The organism is Pseudomonas sp. PS02288 (assembly GCF_029959715.1).
GTDB classification, from domain to species: Bacteria; Pseudomonadota; Gammaproteobacteria; order Pseudomonadales; family Pseudomonadaceae; genus Pseudomonas_O; species Pseudomonas_O kuykendallii.
In genome coordinates this window covers 18,000-42,967 of sequence record NZ_JASCPA010000035.1, presented here as the reverse complement: position 1 = coordinate 42,967, position 24,968 = coordinate 18,000, and the positions used below count along the sequence as shown (strand labels likewise).

The window sequence follows — 24,968 nt, the reverse complement described above, 5'->3', positions numbered from 1 at the left end:
TTTATTAAATGCACTGAGTGCAATTTCTTGCAAGGCGCGCAGTCATGTCAAAACGTTTTTTTACGCCGCCCTTCCCCGCCGCGGACGGTTTGCGGGCGCACAAGCGCGTGGAAACCCATCAGCGCATCGTCGATGCCGCGCTGCGCCTGTTCCTGGCCAACGGCTACGTGGCCACCACTCTGGACGCCATCGCCTCTGAAGCCGGAATTTCGCGGCGCACGTTCTTCTCCTACTTCAAATCCAAGGATGACATCGTTATTTCGGTGATGCGCGACGGCTGGGCCAGCCTGTTTGCCGAGCTGCTGAAGACCTCACCCGACGTGCCTCCGCTGGAGGCGGTATGCGATGTGATCGCGCGGCAACTGGCGCGCTATACCACCGATGAAACAGCGGCCCTGGACGAACTGATGCGTTCGAGCGAGTCGCTCCTGGCGCGCAAGCAGAGCTTTTATGCCGAACAGGAACAGGCGTTGTTCGATGTGCTCTGCGAGGTCTGGCGGCAACCCGAACGGCAGATGGGCCTTCGCATGGTCGCCATCCTCTGCATCGGCGCCCTGAAGCTGACGACCCAAACATGGGGCAACCAGCACGGCGGCAAGCAGCCCATGGCACAGATGTTTCGCGAAGCAGTCGCCAGCCTTAAAGCCGAGCTTTGAGCCTGCTGCCCGTCGGAGCGCTGTGCGCACCGGCGCGTCCGCAGGGCGCTGGCCTAGTGGGTTCGCTGCAGGTGAGGGCGCGTTCGCGAGCGGACGGGCTGCCGGTCAGGCCGGCTGATGAGCCGCCGTGGCGCGTGTCGCCCGTCCGCGCACGACCATCCCTGCGTTGAAATAACCCCCGGCCAGGCAGCTAGCTGTGTAACCCCAGTACGTTGTTCAGTAGAAGCAAAGCGCGACTGATCGGTGGTTTGTAGTCGAGGCTGGCATGCGGCCTGTGCCAGTTGTAGTGATGCGGCCAGCCTGGCAAGTCCGCGGCTCTCTGCTCGGAGCTGTCGTAGCTGCGGGCGTAGGCCCACTCACGCAACGTCGTCTGGATGAAGCGCTCGGCCTTGCCGTTGGTGCGGGGCGTATAGGGTCTGGTACGGATATGCCGTAGCCTAAGGCGAGCACATAGGAGGTGGAACGCCCGGGAACAGTGGCAGGCGCCGTTGTCTGTCATGACCCGCCGGAAACCGATGCCCAGACCACGGTAGTAACGCAGGGCTTGCAACAAGGCCTGACAGGCGCTGGTGCCGCGCTCGTCCGGGTGCAGGCTGGTGAAGGCCAGCCGGGACGCGTCGTCGATGGCCACATGCACGAACTCCCAGCCGGCACCATCGGGAGCACTGCTGGCGGTCGCCGGTGACCCGGTGTCCGGGCTTCCAGAAGCGGCCGAGCTTTGATGTCCAGGTGCAGAAGATCGCCGGGATTGGCGTATTCGTAGCGCAGCACGGGTGGCGCTGGCTCCAGCTCTGCCAGCCGATGCAAACCGAGCCTTCTCAGGCAACGCGCTACCGTGCTGACGGCCAAACCCAGGTCGTCAGCAATCTGTCGATAGGTCTTGCGTGCCCGGCGCTGCTCGACAAGGCGATCGAGTAGCCCGTCACGGGTGGCATGCGAGCAGGATCTGGGGCGCGATGAGCGATCGTGCAACAATGCCTCACCTTCCTCGCGGAAACGTCTGAGCCACTTGTAGGCGGTTCGAGCGCTCACGCCCGCAGCCTGAGCCGCCTCTTCGACACGCAAGCCCTGCTCTATGCGCTGGACAAGAAGGGCTCGACCCCGAGGGGTAAGACGGGCATGTTTATGCAGGTTCATCCGGGGCTCCTGGAGTGCTTGGTTGGTCGCACTTCCAGAATTCCGGGAATGCCCCGGATGAACAACCTACTGAGAGATCACAGCTAGCGGCACTAGAGACTGACTTGGTTACGCCCTTTTTGCTTCGCTCGATAGAGCGCGTCATCTGCTTTCTTTAGCAGTTCATCAGGGCTAATCGTGCCTGGAGGCTGACAGTGGGCCACGCCCAAGGAGATGCTAACCCAATCACTCACATCTGACTTGGCATGCGGGACTTTGAGACCCGCTACAGCTTCCCGCATACCTTCTGCGACCTGCCCAGCGCCCGCTAGCGATGTATTAGGCAAGATGCAGGAAAACTCCTCACCTCCGTAACGAGCAACGAAATCGAACGGCCTCCTACAGAATTCCTCAAGCGCATTGGCTACCAGCTTTAGACAGTGATCACCTTCTAAGTGACCATAGTGGTCGTTATAACGCTTGAAATAATCTATATCGAGCATAATTAACGAAACTGGGGTCTTATCTCGGTAGGACTGGGCTAGTGCCTGGGAAAGCATTGAGTCGAAGGCGCGACGATTATGTACTCCAGTCAGCCCGTCCAAGCTTGCTAGGCTACGCAGATGATCAGCCTGACGCTTTAGCGTTATCTGGGTTTTACTCTTGCGAGTGTTATGGCTGAATTAAATGGCTTGCGTATGTAATCGACCGCGCCGGCATCAAGCCCGATCCTTTCGTCTTCCTCTTCATTTTTAGCTGTAATAAATATTATCGGTATGTCTGCGGTTTTTTTATCTGCCTTTAGGTGTCTGCATACTTCATAGCCATTTATATCGCTTAATATAATATCAAGTAAAATTACGTCTGGATTAGTCTTGTTGGCCACTTCAATTGCGTCCACTCCGCTTGCAGCCATATAGACATCATACAACCCTTCAAGCATCTCATGGAGAACCATGACGTTTACAGGCTGGTCATCCACCACTAAAACCTTCGGTAGGCCGCCGTTGCTATGCTTGACTTTATTCATCAAATCCTCGGGTTATTACGCAGCGAGAAAAAAATTCAGCTCGAGTTAGAATTCATTTGCTCTGTATGTAGCAGCTTAAATACATCCTGATAAGTGTTTGGGCGAGAATAGAAATATCCCTGCATAATATGGCAGCCCAGATCTATTAGCTTCGCCGCTTGTTTTTCGTTTTCCACACCTTCGGCAACCAGTTCGAGATTAAGAGCCTGTCCAAGTCTGACTATCGCCTGAACAATATCAGCATCACTTGCGTCGCTGAGCATGTCACGAACAAATCCTTGATCAATCTTTAGTACATCAATTGGTAGTTTTTTGAGATAAGCCAAGCTGGAGTAACCCGTGCCAAAGTCATCAATCGCAACTCGAATACCGTTGTCACGTAATTCACCCAAGATTTTTCGAGTCCAAGACGTGTCTGTCGCCAAGACTCCTTCGGTGATTTCCAACTCAAGCATGTCCGATGGCAAACCCGATTCGGCCAGTATCCTTAGAACCATTTCTAGGAAGTCATCCTCACGAAACTGGACTGCAGAAATATTGACGCAGACGGGAATCCTTAAGCCGGCTTGCAGCAGCCTGCGGGAGTCAACGCAAGCTTGGTGCAACACGTACCTGCCAAGTGGATCGATCAAACCAGTTTCTTCGGCTACCGGAATGAAGTCAGCGGGTGAGACCAGTGAGCCGTCAGATTGACGCCAGCGCAGCAGAGCTTCCATGCGGCAGAATCTTTGCTGGCTGGCGCTGTACATCGGCTGATAAAAAACCTCAAAAACGCCCTGCTCCAGCGCAGCTCGCATATGGCGTTCAAGTAAATGCCGTGCCCTTGTTGCAGTCTCAAGAGATTCGGAGAAAAAGCGATACCTGCCACGCCCTTGCTTTTTAGCTTGGTACATCGCTGCTTCCGCATGGCCAAATAGTTCGGATTCGTTCTTGCTATCATCGGGGTAGACACTGATCCCGGCGCATGCGGACAAATCAAAACGAATGCCTTCCAGCTGCAGGGGGCGAGCCAAGTCTACGAGCATATCCTCTACAAAAGCGTTGATGGCATCGGTCCGCCTGAAGCCAGTAAGCAGAACTGCGAACTCATCACCTGAGGGTCTGGCTACGGTCTCAACATGCCTGCTAGTCAATGCCTCCAGACGGCGGGCAACCTCTTGTAGTGCTCTGTCACCCAACGCGTAACCGGCGTGATTATTGATGCTCTTGAAATCATCCAGATTGAGCAGTACCAGGGCGGTAGAGGTGTTGAGACGCTGCGCCTGCTGAGCAGCCTGCTGTAAGCGATCAATCAAAAGGATTCTATTCGGCAGACCCGTGATGGCGTCGAGGTAAGCCAGGCGCTTGGCTTGGCTGCGGAGGTTTAGGTGCGCGCGAACTCGAGCTTGGACAATGGGGACGTCAATCGGCTTCTGAACGAAGTCTACTCCACCACTCTCCAGTGCTTGGACTTGCATCGTTCGCTGCGAGTGGGCTGTCACAAAGATCACGGCTGCATCACAGAGCTTAGGATCGGCCTTCATCTCTCTGCAGATTGCCAAGCCGTCTTTGTCAGGCATCTGAATGTCCAACAGCACGACATCTGGGCGATATCGCCTGGCAAGGTCAAGGGCTTGAGCGCTTGTGACGGCCACATGGGTATGCCCAAATTTGATCAAGGCTTCACGTAGCACCTCAGCATCACTTTCCTGATCATCTACGACCAAGATGACGTTATCCTTCCTTAGAGAGTTTTGTGGCATGGAGTCGCCTCGGCAGGACCTTTTCTAGAACAACTATAATTCTCTGGCCTCCAGAGTAATGCGGTAGCGCGAAGTGCAGCAAGCCCAGCTACCCCAGCACGCTCGTCCAGCAATACTTCTGCCATAGTGGACGATACTCTCAGGCTAGACCGATCAGGGAGTGAGGAGGAGTAGTGAATCTGAAACGTGCTTTGAAAGGCATTCAAACTGGAGCCTGGTTGACGCTGGCTATCGGCATTTGCTGTTCGATAGGCGCTGCTTGGATGCTGAGCGATGCTAATGATCGTCAGATCAACCAGGAGCTTGAAATCGGGGCCAAGACCTTGGCTGAAGACATCAGCGCACGCTTTGAAAGATACCAATATGGACTTCGAGGCGCTCGCGCTGCGGTCTTGGCTATGGGCTCAGCCAACATCACCCGTAGCGACTTTCACCGGTATGCTCTGACCCGTGACTTGGAAAGAGAATTCCCCGGTTCGAGAGGGTTTGGGTTCATTCGGAGGGTACTCAAGTCTGAAGAGACCCCGTTTCTTCAGCGTGCCCGGGCTGATGGTTGGCCTGACTTTTCTTTGCGCCACCTTTCGCCGAATGACGGTGAGCGCTTTGTTATCCAGTATATCGAGCCGGTTCAGCAAAACCGTCAAGCTGTAGGCTTGGACATAGCATCTGAAAAAAATCGGCGCACGGCGGCCTGGGAGGCGGTACAGACGGGCGAGTGTCGGTTGACCGGGCCAATCACGTTGGTTCAAGCCACGGGAAAACCACTGCAATCCTTTTTAATTCTGTTACCTATCTACGGCGGTTGGCAGACGCCTAATTCCATAGAAGAGCGGGAGGCTAGCGCTATAGGTTGGAGCTACGCGCCGCTGATTACAGAGGAGGTTCTCCGCGGTTTAGTGGATGCTGCTGCCGTAAACTTCACCCTCGCCGATATCACTGACAGCAATAGTCAATCTATCTTCTTTGCTAGTGCTGCAGAAGCTAGCAGCAGCGAAGATAAGCATCACGTTTACGCCACGTTGGAGGTATTTGGCCGGACTTGGCGTCTCGACTACCGTGCAAACGGTCTGTTTGTTAAGCGGTTCAATCAGGTTTCGCCCCGATTTATACTCGTGGGAGGCAGCCTCTTAAGCCTGCTCCTGGCTTACCTAGTCAGCATTCTTCAAGTAAGCCGACAGCGCCGTCGAGACGTCGCCAATGCTCAGGCTTGGATGAGCGCAATCGTAGAAAACTCAGTCGACGCAATTATCGGCCAGAAGATTGACGGAACCATCACCAGCTGGAACCCCGGCGCAGAGCATCTATTTGGATATACCCAAGACGACGTATTGGGATTCAAAGTTGCTGACCTGATCGTTCCTTCTGACCGCGATCAGGGGGAAGCGGACATCTTGGAGCATATCGTCAGCGATCAGCGAGTAGAGAGTTTCGATACTCAGTGTCGGCGCAAGGACGGTAACCTGCGCGACATCTCTGTGACTGTATCGCCCATCCAAAACGGCAAAGGACAAATCATCGGTGTATCAAAAACCGTTCGGGACGTGACAGCGCGCAAGGCTTACGAAGCTCATTTGCAGAGCATTAATCTCCAACTGGAGACCGAAGTAGTTAAGCGAACTCGTGATCTTATGTCCAGCCTGGAGACGACGCGGGGTATCCTCGATACTGCAACCACCCCGATCATTACTGTCGATAGCTTTGGCATCATTCGATCTTGCAATCCCGCCACCGAGAAAACCTTCGGCTACGTGACGGAGGAGCTCATTGGACGTAATGTTTCCATCCTGATGCCCGAGCGGTTTGCGGCCAAACATGACCAGTATTTGGAGAGCTTTCGTCGCGTCGATGATCGTGCGATTGGGATCAATCGCGAAATCGAAGCGATGCGCCGCGATGGGAGTGTGTTTCCAGTACAAATCAGCCTTGGGGTAATGGTACTCGAGGGTGAGCGAATGGTCGTTGGCATTCTGTCGGACTTGACCGAGCAGCAACGACAACGCGATGTGTTGACCCAAATGCGCGACCACTTTGCATTGGCAACTGATGCTGCCGAGTTGGGTATCTGGAGCTTGGAGCTCCCGAGCCGCTCGCTTGAGTGGAATGACCGGATGTTTAAGATATATGGGCACCCATTGTCGCTCAGAGAGCAAGGTCTCAGTTATGAGCACTGGCGTATGCGGGTACACCCGGACGATCTGGCTGAGGTCGAAGCCAAATTTGAAGCGGTGATTGAGGGCGCTGGACTTTACGATCCAATCTTTCGGGTCGTTCACGCCAATGGCCAGATACGCTTCGTTCAGGCTGCTGCCCGGGTGTCATGCGACCCTCAGGGCAACCCTGTCCGTGTGACGGGCATCAATATCGATATCACTCACGAGCGTGAGTTGCAAGCGGACTTGTTGATTGCAAAGGAACTTGCTGATTCTGCAAGTGCCGCAAAGTCGTCCTTCCTGGCCAACATGAGCCATGAGATACGCACCCCGATGAATGCGGTATTGGGGATGCTTCTGCTTGCCCGTCAAACCGAACTCACTGAGCGCCAACGCGACTATCTGGACAAGGCTCAAGGGGCTGCAAAGGCCCTACTTGGGTTGCTCAACGACATACTGGATTATTCAAAAGTCGAGGCGGGCAAACTCGAGTTAGAGCAGCATGCGTTTGCGGTCGAATCGCTCATGCAGGATCTAGCTGCCGTGCTGGCCGGTAATTTGGGTGAGAAGGATGTCGAAGTGGTTTTCGACATCGATACATCCCTACCGGCAGCGCTAGTTGGTGACCGCCTTCGTCTACAGCAGATTCTAATTAACCTGGCAGGCAATGCTCTGAAATTCACTGAGCACGGGCAGGTCATGATTAGTTTGCGCATGCTCGAGCGCCGCGAGGCAAGCGTGAGGATTCGCGTAGAAGTGCGCGACAGCGGTATTGGTATTACTCCGGGGCAGTTGGCTCGCATTTTCGACAGTTTCACCCAAGCGGAAGCCTCGACTACTCGACGCTTTGGCGGTACCGGTCTCGGGTTGTTCATATGCCGCCATCTTGTTGAGCTTATGGGGGGCAAGCTCCACGTCGAAAGTGACCCTGGCCAGGGCAGTAATTTCTGGTTTGAGCTGGAGCTGCCGGTCGACGAAGACCAAACTCTTCGAGATAGTTTTCCTACCCTCCAGCCTCATCTGCGCGTGCTAATTGTAGACGACAATTCGATTTCAGGGCTGTCGCTCAAACAAACAATCGAATCGATAGGTTGGAACGCGGAGCTCGTGGATGGAGCGTTGCGTGCGGTCGGCAAGATTGTGGCGGCGGTGAACGAAGGGAAGCCTTTTGACCTTGTGCTGATGGATTGGCGAATGCCTGAAGTGGATGGGGTTGCCGCCGCAAAGCTGGTTCAGTCTTTGAGCGGAGACCAAAGTTCGCCAGTTATTATCATGATCACGGCCTATGGCCGGGGAACGCTGGCAACCCTAAAGGAAAATCATGCTGCACCGTTCGCCTCGTTTCTAACCAAGCCGCTCACGCCACAACAGCTGATCACGGCTATTGCTGAGGCGCTCAATGGCGAGTCTGGTAACAAGGGATCGGCCTTGGAACTCACATTAGGATCGCGTCTTGTTGGCCTTCGCATCCTGGTAGTTGAGGACAATCCGGTGAACCGTCAAGTGGCCGAGGAATTACTCTCGAAAGAAGGGGCGGCAGTGGAGCTAGCACGAGATGGGGCTGAGGGGGCGCAAGCCGTAGTAACGAAACCCGACCACTTTGACTTAGTCCTGATGGACATGCAGATGCCAGTTGTCGACGGCCCTGAAGCAACGAGGTGGATTCGTGCCACGTCTGGATTTGAAAACTTACCGATCATTGCGATGACTGCAAACGCTTCCGAAATGGATAAGCGTGCTTGCATCGAGGCCGGTATGAACGCTCATGTTCCCAAGCCTTTCGACATGGAAGTGCTGGTAAGCACCATCCTCCAACAACTCCACCATGAGACTGAACGCCGAAAACAGATCGTAAATGAACAAACTACAGACTCTCTTCTCGAAAACCGCAAAGCTATCCTTCGGCGCTTCAGTGGTAATGAGGGGCTGGTGCAGCGACTGCTGGATTCCTTTGGGTCCCAAATGGAGTCTTTGATTGCTCAGCTGCGTGAGCAAGCTAATGACCTCAATGCTACCGCCGAGTTGATGCACACAATAAAGGGAACTGCCGGAACTATGGGGTGCCTCGCCTTAGCGGGCCAGGCCTCACGATACGAGGCCTATTTTTTAGAAACAGAGTCCACTGAGTTTGGGGGAGCTTTGAAAGCTGTCGATCTAGATGCATTGGAACGTCTGGTGGGTGATAGCCTTCAAGGACTCCGGGTTATGTTTGGAAGTAATAACATTAAACCAGATACCACCGTGGGCAGCGTGTCTGATGGCTTTCTGCGGGAGCGATTGGGCGAGCTGGTTGAGTTGCTCGGGGCTCATAATATGAGAGCTATCGCAAAGTTGGAGGAAATCGAACGGTACCAATTGGATATCGATAGCGAACATCTAGATGCACTGCGAAAGGCTATTCAGCGGCTCGACTTTGATACTGCAAATAAGATCGGGCAGGAGCTGCTCAACGGTATGTAAGCCCACAATGCAGGCTGTGATTGTCTTATCGGGAGTGACTGCTAATCGCCGATCCTGGCCCGCCTTATTGGTTTGCCGTGGGTGATGTTAACGAATTGAAATTGGATAGTTGAGTATCAGGCGATTCTCGTCGAACTCGTTTCTGCTAAAATCGCGACGAATGCTTGAGTTGCGCCAGCGCACGTTTAGATTCTTCAGCGCGCCACTCTGAACTACATATACCAACTCAGTTTCCCGCCCCCATTCCTTCCCGTCGGTAGTGGACCCAGTGTGCACGTTGCTGCCACTGGTGTAGCGATTCATCAGAACTAGTCCGGTGATGCCCACACCGGCAAAGTTGTAGTCGTGGCGCACCTGCCAAGAGCGCTCACCAGCGTTGTCGTAGCTGGAATTGAAGTTAAAGTTTGCGAGGGTGCTGCCGCTGGTGCCGTTAACCCGCATCCAGCCTGTGTCGCCGCTAACCTTCTGCATACCGACATAGAAGGTATGGTTGCCGGTCTTGGCCGAGAACAGTCCAGAGTAGGTTTTGTTGTCCAGGTCGCCGGCCATGGCACGGCCGTCTTCGTCGCCGATGAAGTAACCGAGGTTTGCGCCCAGGGCCCAGTTGCCTAGCTGCTGGCTGTGCACCAGTTGTAGGTACTGCTGGCTATAGACGTCCTGCAGTTCGGCATTCCACAGGCCGATTTGGGTGCGATTCTGGTTGAACTTGTATTCTCCTCCGACGAAGTTGAAGCGATCGGACACGCCAGTACGGCCGCCCACGGTGTCTTTGTAGCTCATGTTCTTCATGCTGGCGTCGTCACGTGGACTGTTCTGGCGAAACTGGCCGCCGTATAGGGTCAGTCCGTTGATTTCATTGGAGGTTAACTGGGCCCCCTGAAAGGTCTGTGGCAACGCGCGACCGTCATCGGAGCGCAGAATTGGCAGCACCACCATCCACTCGCCAGCCTTTAACTCGGTTTTCGACAGTTTGGCCTTACCGGCCACGGCAAGGCGTCCGAAGACGTCGGCCGGGCTACCATCGTCATGTACCGGTAGCAGTTGAGTGCCGCTGGTGCCGCGACCGCCATCGAGCTTTACTGCAGTCAAACTCATGATGTCGATACCAAATCCAATAGGGCCTTCAGTAAATCCCGAGCGAACGTCGAGAATAAAACTCTGAGTCCATTCCTCGGCCTTGACCTGTGGGTAAGCTGGATTGACGAAGTTGCGGTTGAGGTAGAAGTTGCGCAGGCCAAGAGTGACCTTGGTGTCCTCAGCAAAGCCGGATGCCTGGCTGATCAGTGGCATGCAGAGAGCCAAGTTACCCACGCCGAGGAGGGTAAAAAAACTGGACGCATAAGGATTCATTGTTATTTTCTCAAATTTTTATTAAGCCGCCCCCCTTGCTGATCACCAGCGACCAGCACTGTATTAGAAGGGAGTTTACGTTCTAGCTTCGAGCCCAGAGAATTACGCTGTAGAGCCGTTAGAGTTCTGAATTTGCATGCTCACTAGAGCAGCCTGAGCCCTGTAATGAGTGCTCCAGCGACATGGACTAAGGGGTTAACCCAACACCGTTCCGATCAGGAAGTAACTGACAAGGGTGACAATCACCAAACCGGCAAGGTTGAGCATGAAACCCGCACAGACCATCGACTTGATGCGCATATGGCCGGCCCCAAAGACAATCGCGTTTGGTGGCGTGGCCACAGGCAACATAAATGCGCAGCTGGCGGCTATTGCGGCAGGCACCACAAGCAGTTCCACTTGAAAGCCCTGGGAAATGGCTAGAGCCCCCAGAAGTGGCAGGAAGGCTGCTGCGGTCGCGGTGTTGGAGGTGACCTCAGTGAGGAAGATGATCACTAGGACTACCACTCCGAGCATGAGCAGTACCGGTAATGTGCCAAAAGTACCCAGGCCTTGAGCTATCCACTCAGCCAAACCAGTGGTCCGAATAACCGCCGCAAGGGACAATCCGCCGCCGAACAGCAGTAGCACGCCCCAAGGAAGTTTAACGGTGTGCTCCCAGCTCATCAGGAAAACCCGTCTTTTCGCATCTACCGGAATAATAAATAGGGATATGGCTGCGGCGAGCGCAATGGTGGTGTCATTCACGCCTGGAAAGTAGTTCGCAATCAGTGGTTGGAATATCCATGAGAGCGCAGTCAAGACGAAGACCAATCCGATCAACTTCTCTCCTTTGGAGAGCGGACCAAGATCAGCGAGCTCTTGATTAAACAAGACTTCACTGCCATGTCCAGATAGATTGAAGCCTTTGCGAGTCAGCCACCACCAAGTAAATGCCAGTAGCAGAATGGACACCGGAAGTCCGATCAGCATCCACTGTCCAAAGCCGATATGAATGTTGTAGTTGTCTTGAAGAAAGGCTGCCAGCAAGGCGTTCGGAGGTGTGCCTATCAGAGTGGCTATGCCCCCGATGCTTGCTGCATAGGCAATACCCAAAAGCAGTGCTGTGGCAAAGCGCTCACGTTCTACGTTGCTCTCACTGTCGCCCCGGCTAAGCATGCCTATGACTGATAGGCCAATGGGCAACATCATAATTGTGGTAGCGGTATTGCTGACCCACATGCTGAGGAACGCAGTAGCGAGCATGAACCCTGCGACCTGATGGGTTGGGCGACTACCAACGGCCAACAACGTGTGCAACGCGATGCGTTTGTGCAGATTCCAGCGCTCCATAGCCAAGCCCAGGAGAAAACCACCGAGAAACAAGAAAATTATCGGATTGGCATATTGACTGGTGGCATTGCCCAGGGTGTCGATACCTAACGCAGGAACCAAAAGGATTGGTAGTAGCGAAGTGATGGGGATTGGAATGGCCTCGGTAGACCACCAGGTGGCCACCAAGAGTGCTAACCCCACGACAGCCCAGGCAGTGACCGACATACCGGAAGGTGGGTCACTCAGCAGGCATAGCAACAGCAATAGTGGGCCTAGGAAAAAGCCTATCTTAGCAGCGGTGTTATTGGAGGCTTCGGGCTCATGACCGGTAACTAACGAATTTGACATGGCGGTGGTCGGCGATAAACGTTCTTCTTTAAGTGGCTTGTTCATAGGCCACCTTCACTCTTGCGGATTACTTCATTAGGGCAGTCGGCTTGCGATGACCGCAGTTGACAAACTACTGGAGAGAGAATTGGACGGATTACAAATGCGCGGAGAATGTGCATAGCGTTATTCCTCTGTTTATTTTTGTGTGAGGACTCGTGGCGTTGCTGGCTTCGCTACAAAGTTCAGCTGCTAGCATGCTATCTTCCACTCCGCGTGTGAAAAACAAGCTAAGTATGGGGTCTATGAACACGATTCGTGATCAACTGCCATTGCCTGAGGATTTGCGGGTGTTCCTTACGGTAATCCGCAAGCAGAGCTTTGCCGGAGCTGCGGATGAGCTAGGACTATCACCTGCCTATGTCAGCAAGCGCATACAGATTCTCGAAGGGGCACTGAAGACCAAGGTGCTGCATCGCACCACTCGTCGCATTGCTCTTACCGAGGATGGTGAGCGTGCGCAGCGCTGGGCGGTACGCATCCTTGGTGATTTGGACGATCTGTTCGATGAGCTTTCGCAGGCGCGACAGACCCCGCGAGGGTTGATACATATCTGCACCAGCTTTGGCTTCGGCCGCAATCATGTGGCACCGGCCATATCGTCGATGGCCGAACATTATCCAGAGCTGGAAGTGCGCCTGGAAGTGTTCGATAGGGTGGTGGACATCGTTGGCGAAGGCTTTGACTTGGAAATCCGTGTCGGAGATGACCTACCTGGCCAACACATAAGCAAGCGTCTTGTCAGCAATACACGGGTGCTCTGCGCCTCGCCCGACTACCTAGCTAGGCGCGGCACACCAGAGAGCATTGACGACCTGCAACGACACGACTGTCTAGTGCTAAAGGAGCGCAATAACGCCTTTGGCGTCTGGCATATAGACCGCAACGGGAAGACATATAGCGCGCGTGTCAGCGGACCGTTGTCGTCTAACAATGGCGAGATCGTACTTCAATGGGCGCTGAGTGGGCGCGGCATTTTATTGCGTTCTATGTGGGATGTGAGGCCGTTGCTGGAGCAAGGCAAGCTAGTTCAGTTGCTGCATGACTACAGCCAGAGCGCCGATGTCTGGGCGGTCTATCCGACACGTCTGTCTAACTCTGCCAAGTTGCGTGTCTGTGTAGAGTTTCTAGCAGACTACTTCAAGCATTTGTCAGAATAGTAAAGCGCTTAACCGCCCCGGTCATGCACGTTTCATGAATTCCAGAACCACGCATTCTGGCTTGCGATCACCCTCCTTCGGCTTAGCATGGTGGACAACACGAGTAAGGGGTTAAGGGTATGTTCGCTGAGTTCCAGAAGTACGAGTGTGACGTCAACGGAGTCCGTATAACCTACCGTAAAGGCGGGTCAGGACCGGGTATTTTGCTGCTCCATGGCCATCCGCAAACCCATGTTATCTGGCACAAGGTAGCTGAACAGTTGGCTCGCCATTTTACAGTAGTTGCCGCCGACCTTAGAGGTTACGGTGACAGCAGCAAGCCTGCCGGCGGCCATGATCATCAGGCCTACTCGAAACGGGAAATGGCTCGCGATGGTCTAGGGTTGATGCGCGCACAGGGCTTCGAGACCTTCGACGTACTGGCTCACGACCGCGGTGCCCGAGTCGCACACCGACTGGCTGTCGACCATAGTGACGCGGTACGCCGTCTAATCCTTTTGGATATTGCACCTACGCTAGCGATGTATTCGCAGACAACCGAGGTCTTTGCACGCGCCTACTGGCATTGGTTTTTTCTGATTCGCCCGACACCCTTCCCTGAAACTTTGATTCAAGCTGATCCGGAATTATATCTGCGCAGCGTAATGGGCTCACGTAGCGCGGGTATGAAACCTTTCACAGAGAAAGCTTTCGCTGAATACCTGCGCTGCCTGAGTCTGCCCGGAACGGCGCATGCAATATGCGAAGATTACCGTGCGAGTGCAGGCGTTGACCTGGAGCATGATCGGCAAGACCGATCAGCTGGTCACCGTTTAGACACGCCGCTACTGGTATTGTGGGGCGCGGAAGGGGTCGTCGGACGCTGCTTCGACCCGCTGTATGAGTGGCAACAAGTCGCGACCAATGTGCAAGGAAAGGCCCTTCCTGCCGGCCATTACTTGCCAGAGGAAGTGCCAGAGTTACTGCTTGATGAAGTGATGAAATTTCTGGCATGAGAGCGATCTAAACGTTTGGTTTGTGGAGCGGCACCGGCAGCTCCGAAAACGCTATCGTAGTAGAGTGATTCGTGGCTTCTGCAATGTTTTGCACTGCCCACTACGTCGATTGCCTGATGCTTTATTACCGCTCCCATCGCTGCAATGGACAACTCTTGGCACGCAAAATCGCGCCCGCGCGCTGCGGATCCAGGATACCTGTTTTGGCTGCGTCGATTATTTGCTGTTCCCGCTTCATTCGTAAAAGCCTTACCCGGATAGCCAGATATCTCTCAGGCGGAGCGAGGATTTCTGCCCGACCAATTTTCCTTTTTCCAAGGGCTGACTGCTGCAGGTAGCGATGAAGTTAATGGTGAGTCCTCCACATGAGAGGACAAGAATGGTCAGCCAGAGCGATGGTAACTAACCGGTCAAATGCAGCCACTGACGATGGGCAACGGGTCGTTCTGTATTTACGAGTCTAATGAACCTGTTTATCAATAATCCACAAATTGTGTATTTAGAAAACTCCTCTCAGGGATTGAGTTGCGTACCGCATTCAATATCCTTGTTTGGCATGCCTAGCGTAGCGCCACCGTGATGTCTCAGGACACTCGCATAACAAGCACCAGCGAGAACCGCCTAATGAACCAGCCTAAAACTCTATACGACAAGCACATCGACTCCCATACGGTCTGCACCCTGGATGACCAGGGCCATGTGCTGCTCTATATCGATCGGCAGGTCGCCAACGAATACACCAGTCCGCAAGCGTTCAGTGGCCTGCGCGAAGCCAAGAGGAAAGTGTGGCGTCCCTCGGCCACGCTATGCGTCGTTGACCACGTAAACCCGACTGCCCCGCAACGTATCGCCGCCATGCCGGATGCGGGCGGTGCGCTGCAAGTGTCGTACTTCGAAGAAAACTGCCGCGACTTCGGTATCGAGCTGTTCGATGTGCTGGACAAGCGCCAGGGTATCGAACACGTGGTCGCGCCCGAGCAGGGCTTCATCCTGCCCGGCATGGTGGTGGCGGCAGGTGATAGCCACACGACCACCTACGGTGCCTTGGGGGCGTTCGGCTTCGGTATCGGCACTTCCGAGATCGAGCACCTTCTGGCTACACAGACGCTGGTCTACAAACGCCTGAAAACGATGCGCGTGACCGTTCAGGGCGAGATGGGGCCGGACGTCACTTCAAAAGACATCATCATGGCGCTGATCCAGCGCATCGGTGCTTCCGGGGCAACGGGGTACGCCATCGAATTCGCCGGCAGCACCATCGAGTCGCTTAGCGTCGAAGCCCGCATGACCATTTGCAACATGGCGGTAGAGGCTGGCGCACGCGGCGCGTTCATGGCACCAGACGAGAAGGTTTACGCCTATCTCAAGGACAAGCCTCGTGTACCCAAGGGCGCGCTGTGGGAACAGGGGCTGGAGAAGTGGAGGGAGCTCTACAGCGATCCTGGCGCGCAGTTCGACAAGGAAGTGGAGCTCGACGCCAGTGAGCTGATCCCCATGGTGACCTGGGGCACCAGCCCCGATCAGGCCGCCCCCATTGGTGCCTGCGTACCTGACCCTGCGGACGAGCCCGATGCGATTCGTCGTATGGATCTACAGCGTGCCCTGCGTTACATGGGACTCGAGCCTGGAACGCCGCTGACTGAAATCGCCATCAGCCACGCCTTCATCGGCTCCTGCACAAATGCCCGCATTGAAGACCTGCGCGACGCAGCGCGTGTAGTGCGAGGGCGCAAGGTCGCGGCAAGTGTGCGCGCGATGATCGTGCCCGGCTCGACGCAGGTCCGCGACCAGGCGGAAGCCGAGGGCCTGGCGCAAATCTTTCAGGAAGCAGGCTTCGAATGGCGCCAGTCCGGTTGCTCCATGTGTCTGGCGATGAACGATGACGTGCTATCGCCCGGTGACCGCTGCGCCTCGAGCACCAACCGTAACTTCGAAGGACGCCAGGGGGCAGGTGCACGCACGCACTTGATGAGCCCTGCCATGGTCGCGGCTGCGGCCGTCAGTGGCCGCCTGACCGATGTTCGTACCCTGTCGCTGGAGGCCTGAGATGCAGCCATTCACTACTGTCAGCGGTGTAGCCGCTCCGTTTCTCGCTGCCAACGTCGACACCGACGTGATCATGCCTAAGCAATTTCTCAAGGGCATCGATCGCAACGGTCTGGATCGCGGTGTGTTCTTCGATCTGCGTTTTTTACAGGAAGGCAACCCCAATCCTGAGTTCGTGCTCAATCAGGCGCCTTGGAGTCAATCCAGCTTTCTGGTTGTAGGCCCGAACTTCGGTTGTGGTTCTAGCCGTGAGCATGCTGTCTGGGGACTCAAGCAACTGGGTATTCGCGCCATCATCGGCACCAGCTTCGCCGGTATCTTTTTCGACAATTGCCAACGAAACGGCGTATTGCTCATACAACTGAGCGAGGCCGAGCTGCAAGCGTTGGGTGCAATGGTCGCCGAACCGCAAAATGCCTCCATTGAAGTCGACCTGGTCGACCAAGCCATCCGCTTGGCGGACGGGCGCAACATCGCGTTCAGTATCGACACGCTGCGTAAGGACGCGCTTATTCGCGGCCTGGACGCCATCGGCAGCACGCTGCAGCGCACCGAGCAGATCAAGGCATTTGAAACTCGACATCTTCAGGCGAACCCCTGGCTCGCCTGAGCTCTCTGAATGGAAATCGGGCAGGCTCCTTCGGTCCCGGCTTAGGCGAAGAGTTCGGCAGAGACTATATGACCCGGTCATGGTGAAGCGTCAAAGCGCAACCTCAAACGTCGGGTGAGGCCATAGACAGGGTCCTGGCAATCCTTGGGACCTTGATCGAGTGGTTTGATGAACACGATCGACAAGGATGTCACGACTACCAACATGCACCGACAAAAGTCGGCGGCCGCCGCCTGTTCGACGCATTTGAATGTCCGTCCGCCTATGACCGACAGAGAGTTCATCCAGCAATTTCCGAGAATCGACGAGGATCTCCAGGCCTGCCGGCCAGTCGCCGTGCCCGCCGCCATCCGGCGCAGATGAGCCGGATCGCCGGGGCGAGCCGGCCGGGTTTCGATGGGCTTGACTGTCTCAGATCGAGCGCTGATTCACGCGGGCGGAAAGCTGCTCGGCGCTTTCCTTGCGTTCCGAATAACGATCCACCAGGAATGCCTGGTGATCGCGCAGCAGTACGGTGAACTTCACCAGTTCCTCCATGACGTCCACCACACGGTCGTAGTACGCCGAGGGCTTCATGCGCCCGGCATCGTCGAATTCCAGGTACGCCTTGGGCAGCGAGGACTGGTTGGGGATGGTGAACATACGCATCCAGCGGCCGAGCACACGCAACTGGTTGACCACGTTGAACGACTGCGACCCGCCACAGACCTGCATCACGGCGAGCGTCTTGCCCTGGGTGGGGCGCACGGCGCCGAGTGCGAGAGGAATCCAGTCGATCTGCGCCTTGAACACCGCGGACAGCGCGCCGTGGCGTTCCGGCGAGCACCACACCTGGCCTTCCGACCACTGCACCAGATCACGCAGCTCCTGCACCTTGGGATGTTCCACCGCGGCGTCGTCAGGCAGAGGCAGACCGGAAGGATTGAAGAGGCGCGTCTCGGCGCCGAAGTGCTCCAGCAGGCGGGCCGCTTCTTCCACCAGCAAGCGGCTGAACGACCGCTCCCGCGTCGATCCGTACAGCAGCAGGATGCGCGGTTTGTGCTGGCGGGTGCGGGCCGTCGCTGGCGGCAGGTCGAACAGGGAAAGGTCGAGGTTGGGCAGTTGCTCGGACATGTTGCCTCCTGCTCAGAGCGCGCCGATGCGATCCAGCTCGCGCTTGAGTTCGTCGCGGCCGAGGCTGTCGAAGGGAAGGGCGAAGAAGGCCCGGCAGCGCTGCTCGATGCGGGCCAGCGTGGCGCGGAAAGCGGCGTCGAGGGTGGTCTCGTCACCGACCACATCCGAAGGGTCTGCCAGCCCCCAGTGGGATTTCAGCGCGGGGCCGAAGTACACCGGGCAGGTCTCGCCGGCGGCCTTGTCGCAGACGGTGATGACAAGGTCCGGCGGGTTGTCTTCGAATGCCTCGTTACCCTTGCTGCTCAGGCCTTCGGTGGAGATGCCGGCCTGCTGCAGGGTGGTGAGACTGCGTGGCAGCACCTGTCCCTTGGGGAAGCTGCCGGAGCTGATTGCCTCGAAGCCTTCCGGCGCCAAGTGGTTGAACAGCGCTTCAGAGAGGATGCTGCGGCAGCTGTTGGCCGTGCACATGAACAGAACTCGCATGTAAGGCTCCTGAGCTAGGGGGCGGACAGGCCTAGGCGCAGTGCCAGGGCCGAAAGGGTGATCAGCAGAACGGGGAGGGTCAGGAGGATGCCGACCTTGAAGTAGTAGCCCCAGGTGATGCGCATGCCTTTGCGTTCCAGCACGTGCAGCCAGAGCAGCGTGGCGAGGCTGCCAATCGGGGTGATCTTCGGGCCGAGGTCGCAGCCGATGACGTTGGCGTAGATCATCGCCTCGCGTACCAGCCCCTCCGTGCCGCTGGCCTGGATCGACAAGGCGCCGACCAGCACGGCGGGCATGTTGTTCATTACGGAGGACAGCAACGCCGAGAGCAGTCCGGTACCGATGGCGGCGCTCCACAGCCCCTGTTCGGCCAGGCGGTCGAGCAGCTGGGTAAGGACGTCCGTGAGGCCGGCGTTCTTCAGGCCGTACACCACCAGGTACATGCCGAGGGAGAAGACCACCACCTGCCAGGGCGCATCACGCAGCACCCTGCGGGTGGAAATGCGATGCCCACGCGCGGCAACGGCCAACAGGAGCGCGGCGCAGACCGAAGCGACGACGCTGACCGGAACGCCCATCGGCTCCAGGGCGAACAGGCCGACCAGCAGCACCAGCAATGTCCACCAGCCGACGATGAAGGTGGCCCGGTCGTGGATCGCCGCCTTCGGCTCCTTCAGCGCATCGAGCGCGTACCGTCGCGGGATATCGCGGCGGAAGAACAGGAACAGCACCAGCAGGGTGGCCGCGACGCTGGCGAGGTTGACCGGCACCATCACCGACGCGTACTCGGCGAAGCCCAGGCCGAAGTAGTCGGCCGAGACAATGTTCACCAGGTTGGAGACCACCAGCGGCAGGCTCGCGGTATCGGCGATAAAGCCGGCAGCCATCACGAAGGCCAGGGTCGTGGCGGGCGAAAAGCGCAGGGCAAGCAACATCGACATGACGATGGGCGTGAGGATCAGGGCTGCACCATCGTTGGCGAACAGCGCCGAAACGGCAGCGCCAAGCAGCACGCAGAAGGCGAACAGGCGATATCCGCTGCCGTTCGCCCAGCGCGCCACGTGTAGCGCCGCCCACTCGAAAAAGCCGGCCTCGTCCAGCAGGAGGCTGATGATGATCACGGCGATGAAGGTGGCGGTGGCATTCCAGACGATGGCCCACACGGTCGGGATGTCGTGGAGCGAAACAGCGCCCGCGGCCAGGGCGATGATCGCCCCCAGCGCGGCACTCCAGCCGACACCCAAGCCCCTGGGCTGCCAGATGACCAGGACGAGGGTAAAGACGAATACGGCAAGGGCGACCAGCATGGAGGACTCGCTCGAAGGGTCAGCAGCAGGCGTCACGGACGGGGCGGCCGTCCATGTTCTGCAGGCGGAGGGTGTTGTCGGTCAGCCACTGTGCATTAGCCTGCAGGGTGACCTGCAGCATCTCCTGCACCCAGGCGGGCAGTTCGGGATTGAGGCGGTAATAGACCCACTGGCCCTGGCGGCGATCCCGCAGCAGGCCGCTGCCGCGTAGCTGCGCCAGGTGGCGGCTGATCTTCGGCTGGCTGTCGTCTAGGGCGCAGACCAGCTCACAGACGCAAAGCTCGCCCTGGCTGGCGATGAGCAACGTGGCGCGAGCACGGGTCTCGTCAGCCAGGTTCCTGAAGACTTCGGGCGGAGTGATCATGGCGTCACCTCACATACGGGAAAACGAATATACGGATTTCCATATGTGAAGGACAGGCTAATCGATCTCGACCTTCAGCGCCCGGCCACTCAGGTTTGCTCGTCATTCGCCCACGCGCTTGCCGTTTCATCTGTAGAAGCTCGACGGCGCGACGCCGAACTGCCGTCGGAACGCGGCGGCGAACGCGCTCTGGCTCTCGTAGCCATGCTGCAAGGCCACGTGCAGCACCGGCTGGCCTTCGGCCAGGGCTTCGAGGGATAGCAAGAGGCGCGCCTGTTGGCGCCAGCGGCCGAAGGTGATGCCGGTGCTGGCCAGAAAGCGGCGGTGAAAGGTCTTCGGGCTCATGGCCAGTCGGTCTGCCCAATGCCCGGCGCCATCGGCCTGCGCCGGGTGTTGCGTCAGGGCCAGGCAGACGCGGGCGATGCGCTCGTCCTCCGGCCAGGGCAGGTGGAAGGGCAGCACCGGCAGGCTACAGAGTTCGTCGAGGAGAAAGCGCATCAGGCGGCCGTCCCGGCTGTCGGCGCTGTACTGCGCCGGCGCCTGGGTGGCCGCCAGGATGAGTTCGCGCAACAGGGGTGACACATCGATCACGCAGTTGCCCGTGGGCAGGCCGTCGATGGCGTCGGGGCTGACGAACAGGCTGCGCATGCAGGCCTTGCCGCGGATGCGCAGGGCGTGCTCGACGCCCGCCTGCACCCATACGGCGCGGGTTGGCGGTATGACCCAGCGACCGGCCGCGGTCTCCACCAGCAACACTCCGGAGGTCGCATAGATCAGCTGCGCGCGCGGATGGCTGTGGGCGGGCACCTGGTGACCGTTGGGGTAGTCGACCGACACGCCGGTGACCGGCATCGCCAGGGCTTCGTGGGGCAGTTGGCTGTGGTCGACCATGGGGCGGGGCCAGGATGCGTGGCCCGCCAGCTTAGCGGCAGGAATGACCATTTGGCGACAACAATGGGCCATTTGTCGTGCGTGGTCATTCTTCCCGCTACTTATGCTGGGCACCTGTCTGACCGGAACCACGCCATGAATCTTCCCCTGCCCTCGCTGACGCTACTTGCCCTGAGCTTCGGCCGGGGTCTGTCGCCGCGTGTGCGGCGCCGACTTGCGATCTCCTCCAGATCCCGGCCTTGAACAGCCCGCCATGGCGGGCAGGGGAGGTCGGCACTGTTCGCTCTCCCGTTCGAGGTTCGCCCATGCTGCGCAATCCGCAAACCAAGTACCGTGCTTCTCCCTCCATCGACCTGCCCAACCGCCGCTGGCCATCGCGCCGTATCGCCCAGGCGCCGGTGTGGCTGTCCACCGACCTGCGCGACGGCAACCAGGCGCTGTTCGAGCCGATGAACCGGCAACGCAAGCTGCACCTGTTCGGCGAGCTGGTGCGCCTCGGTTTCAAGGAGATCGAGATGGGCTTTCCGGCCGCCTCGCGCACCGATTTCGAGATCATCCGCCAGCTGATCGACGAGGGCGGCATCCCCGACGACGTCACGCCCATGGTCATGACCCAGCTTCGCGAGGACCTCATCGACGAGACCGTGCGCGCCGTGGTCGGCGCGCGGCGAGTGATCGTGCACCTGTATAACGCCATCGCACCGGTGTGGCGGCGGGTGGTGTTTGGCCTCTCGGTCGATGAAGTGGAGCAGTTGGTGGTGCGTCACGTGCAACTGCTCAAGGTCAAGGTGGCGGCGCATCCGCAGACCGAATGGGTGCTGCAGTACTCCCCGGAGACCTTCTGCATGGCCGAACTGGAGGTATCACTGCGCATGTGCAACGCCGCCATTCGCACCTGGGATGCCGGCCCCGAGCGGCCCGTCATCATCAACCTGCCGACCACGGTAGAGGTGGCGACGCCGAACGTGTTCGCGGACCAGATCGAATGGATGCACGAGCGCCTGGAGCGCCGTGAGCACGTGGTGCTCTCGGTTCACCCGCACAACGACCGCGGCACCGGCGTGGCCTGCGCCGAGCAGGCGTTGCTGGCCGGCGCCCAGCGGGTGGAAGGCTGCCTGTTTGGCAACGGTGAGCGCAGCGGCAACCTCGATCTGGTCACCCTGGCGTTGAACCTCTACACCCAGGGCGTCGCCCCGCACCTGGACTTCTCCGACATCGCCGGCGTGGCGCGGGTCGCCGAGACCTGCACAGGGCTGCCGATCCATCCACGCCATCCCTATGTCGGCGACCTGGTGTTCACCGCCTTCTCCGGCTCGCACCAGGACGCCATCGCCAAGGGCTTCGCCGCACAGGACCCGAATGGCATCTGGGAAGTGCCTTATTTGCCGATCGACCCGAAAGACCTGGGGCGCACCTACGACAGCATCGTGCGGGTCAACAGCCAGTCGGGCAAAGGCGGCATCGCCTACCTGTTGCAGCGCGACCACGGCGTGTCGATGCCGCGGCGCATGCAGGTCGAGTTCAGCGCCATCGTGCAGAAGATGGCCGACAGCAGCGAGACCGAGCTGACCAGCGCCGAACTGTGGGAGCTGTTCCAGCGCCACTACCTGGCACCCGCGCTCGCCGGTGGAGAGCTCGTCTATTTCGGCCATCAGCTGTTCGAGGCGGAGGCTGGCCAGGGCCTGAGGCTGGAGATCGAGCTGCCAGGCGGCCGCCGGCAGACGCTGCAGGGCATCGGTAACGGCCCCATCGACGCTGCCGTGGCGGCGCTGGGCCTGCCCATCCGGGTCGACAGCTACGAGGAACGCAGCCTGGGGGGCGGTGCCGCCGCCAATGCCCTGGCGCTGGTCGAGGTAGCCTGGCCGGGCGTGGCCGGCTCGCGCTTCGGCGCGGGCAGCCATGCGAACATCGTCGTCGCCTCGATCCAGGCGTTGCTGGTCGCGGTGTCCCGCTTCGACGAAGGCCCGGCGCAGTTGCTCAAGGTTGAAAGGCTGAGCTAGTCGCACGTCAGTGGCCACAAGAGGCCTCGGCAGCACAGGTGGGCACTGCGAAGTGCTCGCCGTCCAATGCCCGCCCTCGGCCGATGGCAATACAAGCCGACGCCTCACCATGGCGGCCACCGCCGTGCTAACAGATAGCCGCGGCTGACCGGCGGAGGCGGCCGCCATGGGCGTAACCTGAGCAAGTCCTGCTAGGCGCGCCCGTTGCGGATCGGGAGATGCTGTCGCCGACCGCATAACCAGGAGCGTCCAGTGCCCGAAATTCCGACTGCCTACGGCAAACGCTTCGACGTCGTGCTCGCCTACATCGATGACCACCTGGGGGGTGACCTTTCGCTGAAGACCCTGAGCGAGGTGGCGCATTTCTCGGCGTTTCACTTCCACCGGCAATTCACCGCCCATGTGGGCGTGCCGGTTGCGCGCTATGTGCAGCTGATGCGTCTCCGGCGCGCGGCGCATCGGCTGGCGTCCGGCGCGGAATACTCGGTGCTGGACGCCTCGCTCGACGCCGCCTTCGACAGCCCCGAGGCATTCAGTCGGGCCTTTCGACGGGACTTCGGCATGGCGCCCAGTGCGTTCCGGCAGGCGCCGAACTGGCAGACCTGGCATGCGGTTTTCTCCATTCCCCATTTTTCCAGGAGCATTAGCATGCAGGTACGTATCGTTGATTTCGCCGAAGTCCGGGTCGCCGCGCTCGATCACTGCGGCCCTCCCGCACAGCTGGACGAGAGCGTGCGCCGATTCATCCAGTGGCGTAAGAGCAGCGGGCAGTCGCCGGTAGGCACCCAGCGCACCTTCGGCATTCCCTACGGCAACCCCGACACGACTCCGGCGGAAGAATTTCGCTTCGCCCTCTGCGGCGAACTCGATGGGGCCGTGCTGCCGAACGATTACGGCGTCCGCGAGATGATCATTCCCGGCGGCCGCTGCGCGGTCGTTCGCCATATCGGCTCGCCCGATCACATCGGCGAGAGCATCTATCCGATCTATCGCGACTGGCTGCCTGGCAGCAACGAAGAGCTCCGCGACCACCCGCTGTTCTTCCACTACCTGAGCGTCTTCCCCGAGACACCGTTAGAGGCGTGCCAGACGGACATCTATGTCCCGCTGCAATAACCTGGAGCGTTCGTACTTTGCCGCCGGGCGTCCGACATCGGCTCCTGGCTGCTTGCTCCAGCGTCTACCTTCGCCCGGCCACCGCTGCCGGAAGTTGCGTAGCACGGAACCGAAAGTGCTTTTCGCCGTCAGCTATCCAGGCAAATCGCGAGCCTGGGAAACGAAGCGAATCACTGGAGAATATGCAGATGCCTGAATTCAAGACGCTGTTGTCGGTCCTTCTTAGCGTCTCTTTGATCGGTGCTACGCCTGCGCTGCTTGCCGATCCGGGGGGCGGTAAAGGCAATAAGCATGGCAAGGGAGCCCACAACGAGCAGGGCGCTGGAGGCGGTTGGCAAGGTAGCCCGGACATCGATTCAGGCGGGGTGCGCGTCATCCTCAATGACAATCGCGACTATTGGAGTCCAGGCGCCTCATTACCCCCGGGAATCCAGAAGAACCTTGCCCGCGGCAAACCTCTTCCTCCTGGAATCGCGAAGAAGCTGGATAGCCGCCTGCTCGGTCGCCTCCCGCACTACGAGGGGTATGAGTGGCAGCAGGTGGGCACGGATCTGCTTCTGGTGACCATCGCTACCGGTGTGATCTACGAAGTCCTGCGTGGCGTTCTGGATTAGCGAATGACGAGGAGCTACCGGGGCGAAGCCATCGTCCATTCGGTCCGCCTCCCGGACCTCACAG

The 24,968-nt window shown here is 58.2% G+C and carries 20 protein-coding genes and 2 pseudogenes; 10 read left to right on the top strand and 12 right to left on the bottom strand.

Annotation, left to right across the window (positions count from 1 at the left end; translation table 11 throughout):
- Positions 1-107 precede the first annotated feature (107 nt).
- Positions 108-656 carry a TetR/AcrR family transcriptional regulator gene (locus QMX85_RS14680; RefSeq protein WP_282342045.1) on the top strand — a complete coding sequence of 183 codons (549 nt, stop codon included), beginning with the start codon at positions 108-110 and terminating at the stop codon, positions 654-656.
- Positions 657-846: 190 nt separating this feature from the next.
- Here the strand turns inward: QMX85_RS14680 and QMX85_RS14675 are convergent.
- The 4 genes and pseudogenes from QMX85_RS14675 to QMX85_RS14660 form a co-directional block, all read right to left on the bottom strand.
- Positions 847-1,793: pseudogene (locus tag QMX85_RS14675) on the bottom strand (IS481 family transposase).
- A gap of 92 nt (positions 1,794-1,885) precedes the next feature.
- On the bottom strand, positions 1,886-2,332 hold the full coding sequence (locus QMX85_RS14670) for a diguanylate cyclase (protein WP_282342055.1): 447 nt from the start codon (positions 2,330-2,332) through the stop codon (positions 1,886-1,888).
- Between the two features lie 86 nt (positions 2,333-2,418).
- Complete coding sequence (locus tag QMX85_RS14665) at positions 2,419-2,802, bottom strand: response regulator (RefSeq protein ID WP_282342043.1); 384 nt, start codon at positions 2,800-2,802, stop codon at positions 2,419-2,421.
- Between the two features lie 35 nt (positions 2,803-2,837).
- Positions 2,838-4,508: an EAL domain-containing response regulator gene (locus tag QMX85_RS14660; protein WP_282342041.1), complete on the bottom strand. Its 1,671-nt coding sequence runs from the start codon at positions 4,506-4,508 to the stop codon at positions 2,838-2,840.
- A 209-nt stretch (positions 4,509-4,717) separates the two neighbouring features.
- Between QMX85_RS14660 and QMX85_RS14655 the strand changes: the two genes are divergently transcribed.
- Positions 4,718-9,154: a hybrid sensor histidine kinase/response regulator gene (locus QMX85_RS14655; protein WP_282342039.1), complete on the top strand. Its 4,437-nt coding sequence runs from the start codon at positions 4,718-4,720 to the stop codon at positions 9,152-9,154.
- Positions 9,155-9,241: 87 nt separating this feature from the next.
- Here QMX85_RS14655 and QMX85_RS14650 read toward each other — a convergent pair whose 3' ends face one another.
- On the bottom strand, positions 9,242-10,504 hold the full coding sequence (locus QMX85_RS14650; RefSeq protein WP_282342037.1) for an OprD family porin: 1,263 nt from the start codon (positions 10,502-10,504) through the stop codon (positions 9,242-9,244).
- Between the two features lie 195 nt (positions 10,505-10,699).
- Positions 10,700-12,166 (bottom strand): DASS family sodium-coupled anion symporter, encoded by a 1,467-nt coding sequence (locus QMX85_RS14645; RefSeq protein ID WP_282342054.1) that lies wholly within the window; start codon positions 12,164-12,166, stop codon positions 10,700-10,702.
- A 284-nt stretch (positions 12,167-12,450) separates the two neighbouring features.
- Between QMX85_RS14645 and QMX85_RS14640 the strand changes: the two genes are divergently transcribed.
- Together QMX85_RS14640 and QMX85_RS14635 are read left to right on the top strand one after the other, a co-directional pair.
- Positions 12,451-13,365, top strand: coding sequence for a LysR substrate-binding domain-containing protein (locus QMX85_RS14640; protein ID WP_282342035.1), 915 nt, complete (start codon positions 12,451-12,453; stop codon positions 13,363-13,365).
- A 119-nt stretch (positions 13,366-13,484) separates the two neighbouring features.
- A complete protein-coding gene (locus QMX85_RS14635; protein ID WP_282342033.1) occupies positions 13,485-14,360 on the top strand; it encodes an alpha/beta hydrolase in 876 nt (291 codons plus the stop codon).
- Positions 14,361-14,604: 244 nt separating this feature from the next.
- On the opposite strand, the pseudogene QMX85_RS14630 reads toward QMX85_RS14635, so the two are convergent.
- Positions 14,605-14,711, bottom strand: a pseudogene (locus QMX85_RS14630) (integrase); the annotation flags it as partial.
- A gap of 273 nt (positions 14,712-14,984) precedes the next feature.
- Here QMX85_RS14630 and leuC point away from each other — a divergent pair.
- The 3 genes from leuC (at position 14,985) to QMX85_RS14615 (ending at position 17,379) form a co-directional block, all read left to right on the top strand.
- Positions 14,985-16,406: a 3-isopropylmalate dehydratase large subunit gene (gene leuC, locus QMX85_RS14625; RefSeq protein ID WP_282342031.1), complete on the top strand. Its 1,422-nt coding sequence runs from the start codon at positions 14,985-14,987 to the stop codon at positions 16,404-16,406.
- 1 nt (position 16,407) lies between these two features.
- Positions 16,408-17,016 carry a 3-isopropylmalate dehydratase small subunit gene (gene leuD / locus QMX85_RS14620; RefSeq protein WP_282342029.1) on the top strand — a complete coding sequence of 203 codons (609 nt, stop codon included), beginning with the start codon at positions 16,408-16,410 and terminating at the stop codon, positions 17,014-17,016.
- Between the two features lie 168 nt (positions 17,017-17,184).
- Positions 17,185-17,379 carry a hypothetical protein gene (locus tag QMX85_RS14615; protein WP_282342027.1) on the top strand — a complete coding sequence of 65 codons (195 nt, stop codon included), beginning with the start codon at positions 17,185-17,187 and terminating at the stop codon, positions 17,377-17,379.
- Positions 17,380-17,427: 48 nt separating this feature from the next.
- Here QMX85_RS14615 and arsH read toward each other — a convergent pair whose 3' ends face one another.
- The 5 genes from arsH to QMX85_RS14590 form a co-directional block, all read right to left on the bottom strand.
- Positions 17,428-18,129: an arsenical resistance protein ArsH gene (arsH, locus tag QMX85_RS14610; RefSeq protein WP_282342025.1), complete on the bottom strand. Its 702-nt coding sequence runs from the start codon at positions 18,127-18,129 to the stop codon at positions 17,428-17,430.
- A 12-nt stretch (positions 18,130-18,141) separates the two neighbouring features.
- Positions 18,142-18,612: an arsenate reductase ArsC gene (locus QMX85_RS14605; RefSeq protein ID WP_282342023.1), complete on the bottom strand. Its 471-nt coding sequence runs from the start codon at positions 18,610-18,612 to the stop codon at positions 18,142-18,144.
- 14 nt (positions 18,613-18,626) lie between these two features.
- Positions 18,627-19,919, bottom strand: coding sequence for an arsenic transporter (locus tag QMX85_RS14600; protein WP_282342021.1), 1,293 nt, complete (start codon positions 19,917-19,919; stop codon positions 18,627-18,629).
- A gap of 19 nt (positions 19,920-19,938) precedes the next feature.
- On the bottom strand, positions 19,939-20,283 hold the full coding sequence (locus QMX85_RS14595; RefSeq protein ID WP_282342019.1) for a metalloregulator ArsR/SmtB family transcription factor: 345 nt from the start codon (positions 20,281-20,283) through the stop codon (positions 19,939-19,941).
- Positions 20,284-20,409: 126 nt separating this feature from the next.
- Entirely contained in the window at positions 20,410-21,174 is a 765-nt protein-coding gene (locus tag QMX85_RS14590; RefSeq protein ID WP_282342018.1) for a helix-turn-helix transcriptional regulator, read from the bottom strand.
- A gap of 305 nt (positions 21,175-21,479) precedes the next feature.
- On the opposite strand from QMX85_RS14590, the gene QMX85_RS14585 reads away from it, so the two are divergent.
- From QMX85_RS14585 to QMX85_RS14575, 3 genes are all read left to right on the top strand, one after another.
- Positions 21,480-23,174: a 2-isopropylmalate synthase gene (locus QMX85_RS14585; protein ID WP_282342017.1), complete on the top strand. Its 1,695-nt coding sequence runs from the start codon at positions 21,480-21,482 to the stop codon at positions 23,172-23,174.
- A gap of 252 nt (positions 23,175-23,426) precedes the next feature.
- Positions 23,427-24,290, top strand: a complete 864-nt coding sequence (locus QMX85_RS14580) for an AraC family transcriptional regulator (RefSeq protein ID WP_282342016.1) — start codon at positions 23,427-23,429, stop codon at positions 24,288-24,290.
- 188 nt (positions 24,291-24,478) lie between these two features.
- On the top strand, positions 24,479-24,904 hold the full coding sequence (locus QMX85_RS14575) for an anti-virulence regulator CigR family protein (protein WP_090229087.1): 426 nt from the start codon (positions 24,479-24,481) through the stop codon (positions 24,902-24,904).
- The last annotated feature ends 64 nt before the right edge of the window (positions 24,905-24,968 follow it).

Bases quoted from the DNA above. Each gene is read 5' to 3' on its own strand.
- QMX85_RS14585 (WP_282342017.1), top strand. From the start codon at position 21,480: ATGCTGCGCAATCCGCAAACCAAGTACCGTGCTTCTCCCTCCATCGAC.
- QMX85_RS14635 (WP_282342033.1), top strand. From the start codon at position 13,485: ATGTTCGCTGAGTTCCAGAAGTACGAGTGTGACGTCAACGGAGTCCGT.
- leuD (WP_282342029.1), top strand. From the start codon at position 16,408: ATGCAGCCATTCACTACTGTCAGCGGTGTAGCCGCTCCGTTTCTCGCT.
- QMX85_RS14595 (WP_282342019.1), bottom strand. From the start codon at position 20,283: ATGATCACTCCGCCCGAAGTCTTCAGGAACCTGGCTGACGAGACCCGT.
- QMX85_RS14615 (WP_282342027.1), top strand. From the start codon at position 17,185: ATGAACACGATCGACAAGGATGTCACGACTACCAACATGCACCGACAA.
- QMX85_RS14575 (WP_090229087.1), top strand. From the start codon at position 24,479: ATGCCTGAATTCAAGACGCTGTTGTCGGTCCTTCTTAGCGTCTCTTTG.
- QMX85_RS14645 (WP_282342054.1), bottom strand. From the start codon at position 12,166: ATGTCAAATTCGTTAGTTACCGGTCATGAGCCCGAAGCCTCCAATAAC.
- QMX85_RS14600 (WP_282342021.1), bottom strand. From the start codon at position 19,919: ATGCTGGTCGCCCTTGCCGTATTCGTCTTTACCCTCGTCCTGGTCATC.
- QMX85_RS14650 (WP_282342037.1), bottom strand. From the start codon at position 10,504: ATGAATCCTTATGCGTCCAGTTTTTTTACCCTCCTCGGCGTGGGTAAC.
- QMX85_RS14590 (WP_282342018.1), bottom strand. From the start codon at position 21,174: ATGGTCGACCACAGCCAACTGCCCCACGAAGCCCTGGCGATGCCGGTC.
- QMX85_RS14605 (WP_282342023.1), bottom strand. From the start codon at position 18,612: ATGCGAGTTCTGTTCATGTGCACGGCCAACAGCTGCCGCAGCATCCTC.
- arsH (WP_282342025.1), bottom strand. From the start codon at position 18,129: ATGTCCGAGCAACTGCCCAACCTCGACCTTTCCCTGTTCGACCTGCCG.
- QMX85_RS14670 (WP_282342055.1), bottom strand. From the start codon at position 2,332: ATGCTTTCCCAGGCACTAGCCCAGTCCTACCGAGATAAGACCCCAGTT.
- leuC (WP_282342031.1), top strand. From the start codon at position 14,985: ATGAACCAGCCTAAAACTCTATACGACAAGCACATCGACTCCCATACG.
- QMX85_RS14665 (WP_282342043.1), bottom strand. From the start codon at position 2,802: ATGAATAAAGTCAAGCATAGCAACGGCGGCCTACCGAAGGTTTTAGTG.
- QMX85_RS14640 (WP_282342035.1), top strand. From the start codon at position 12,451: ATGAACACGATTCGTGATCAACTGCCATTGCCTGAGGATTTGCGGGTG.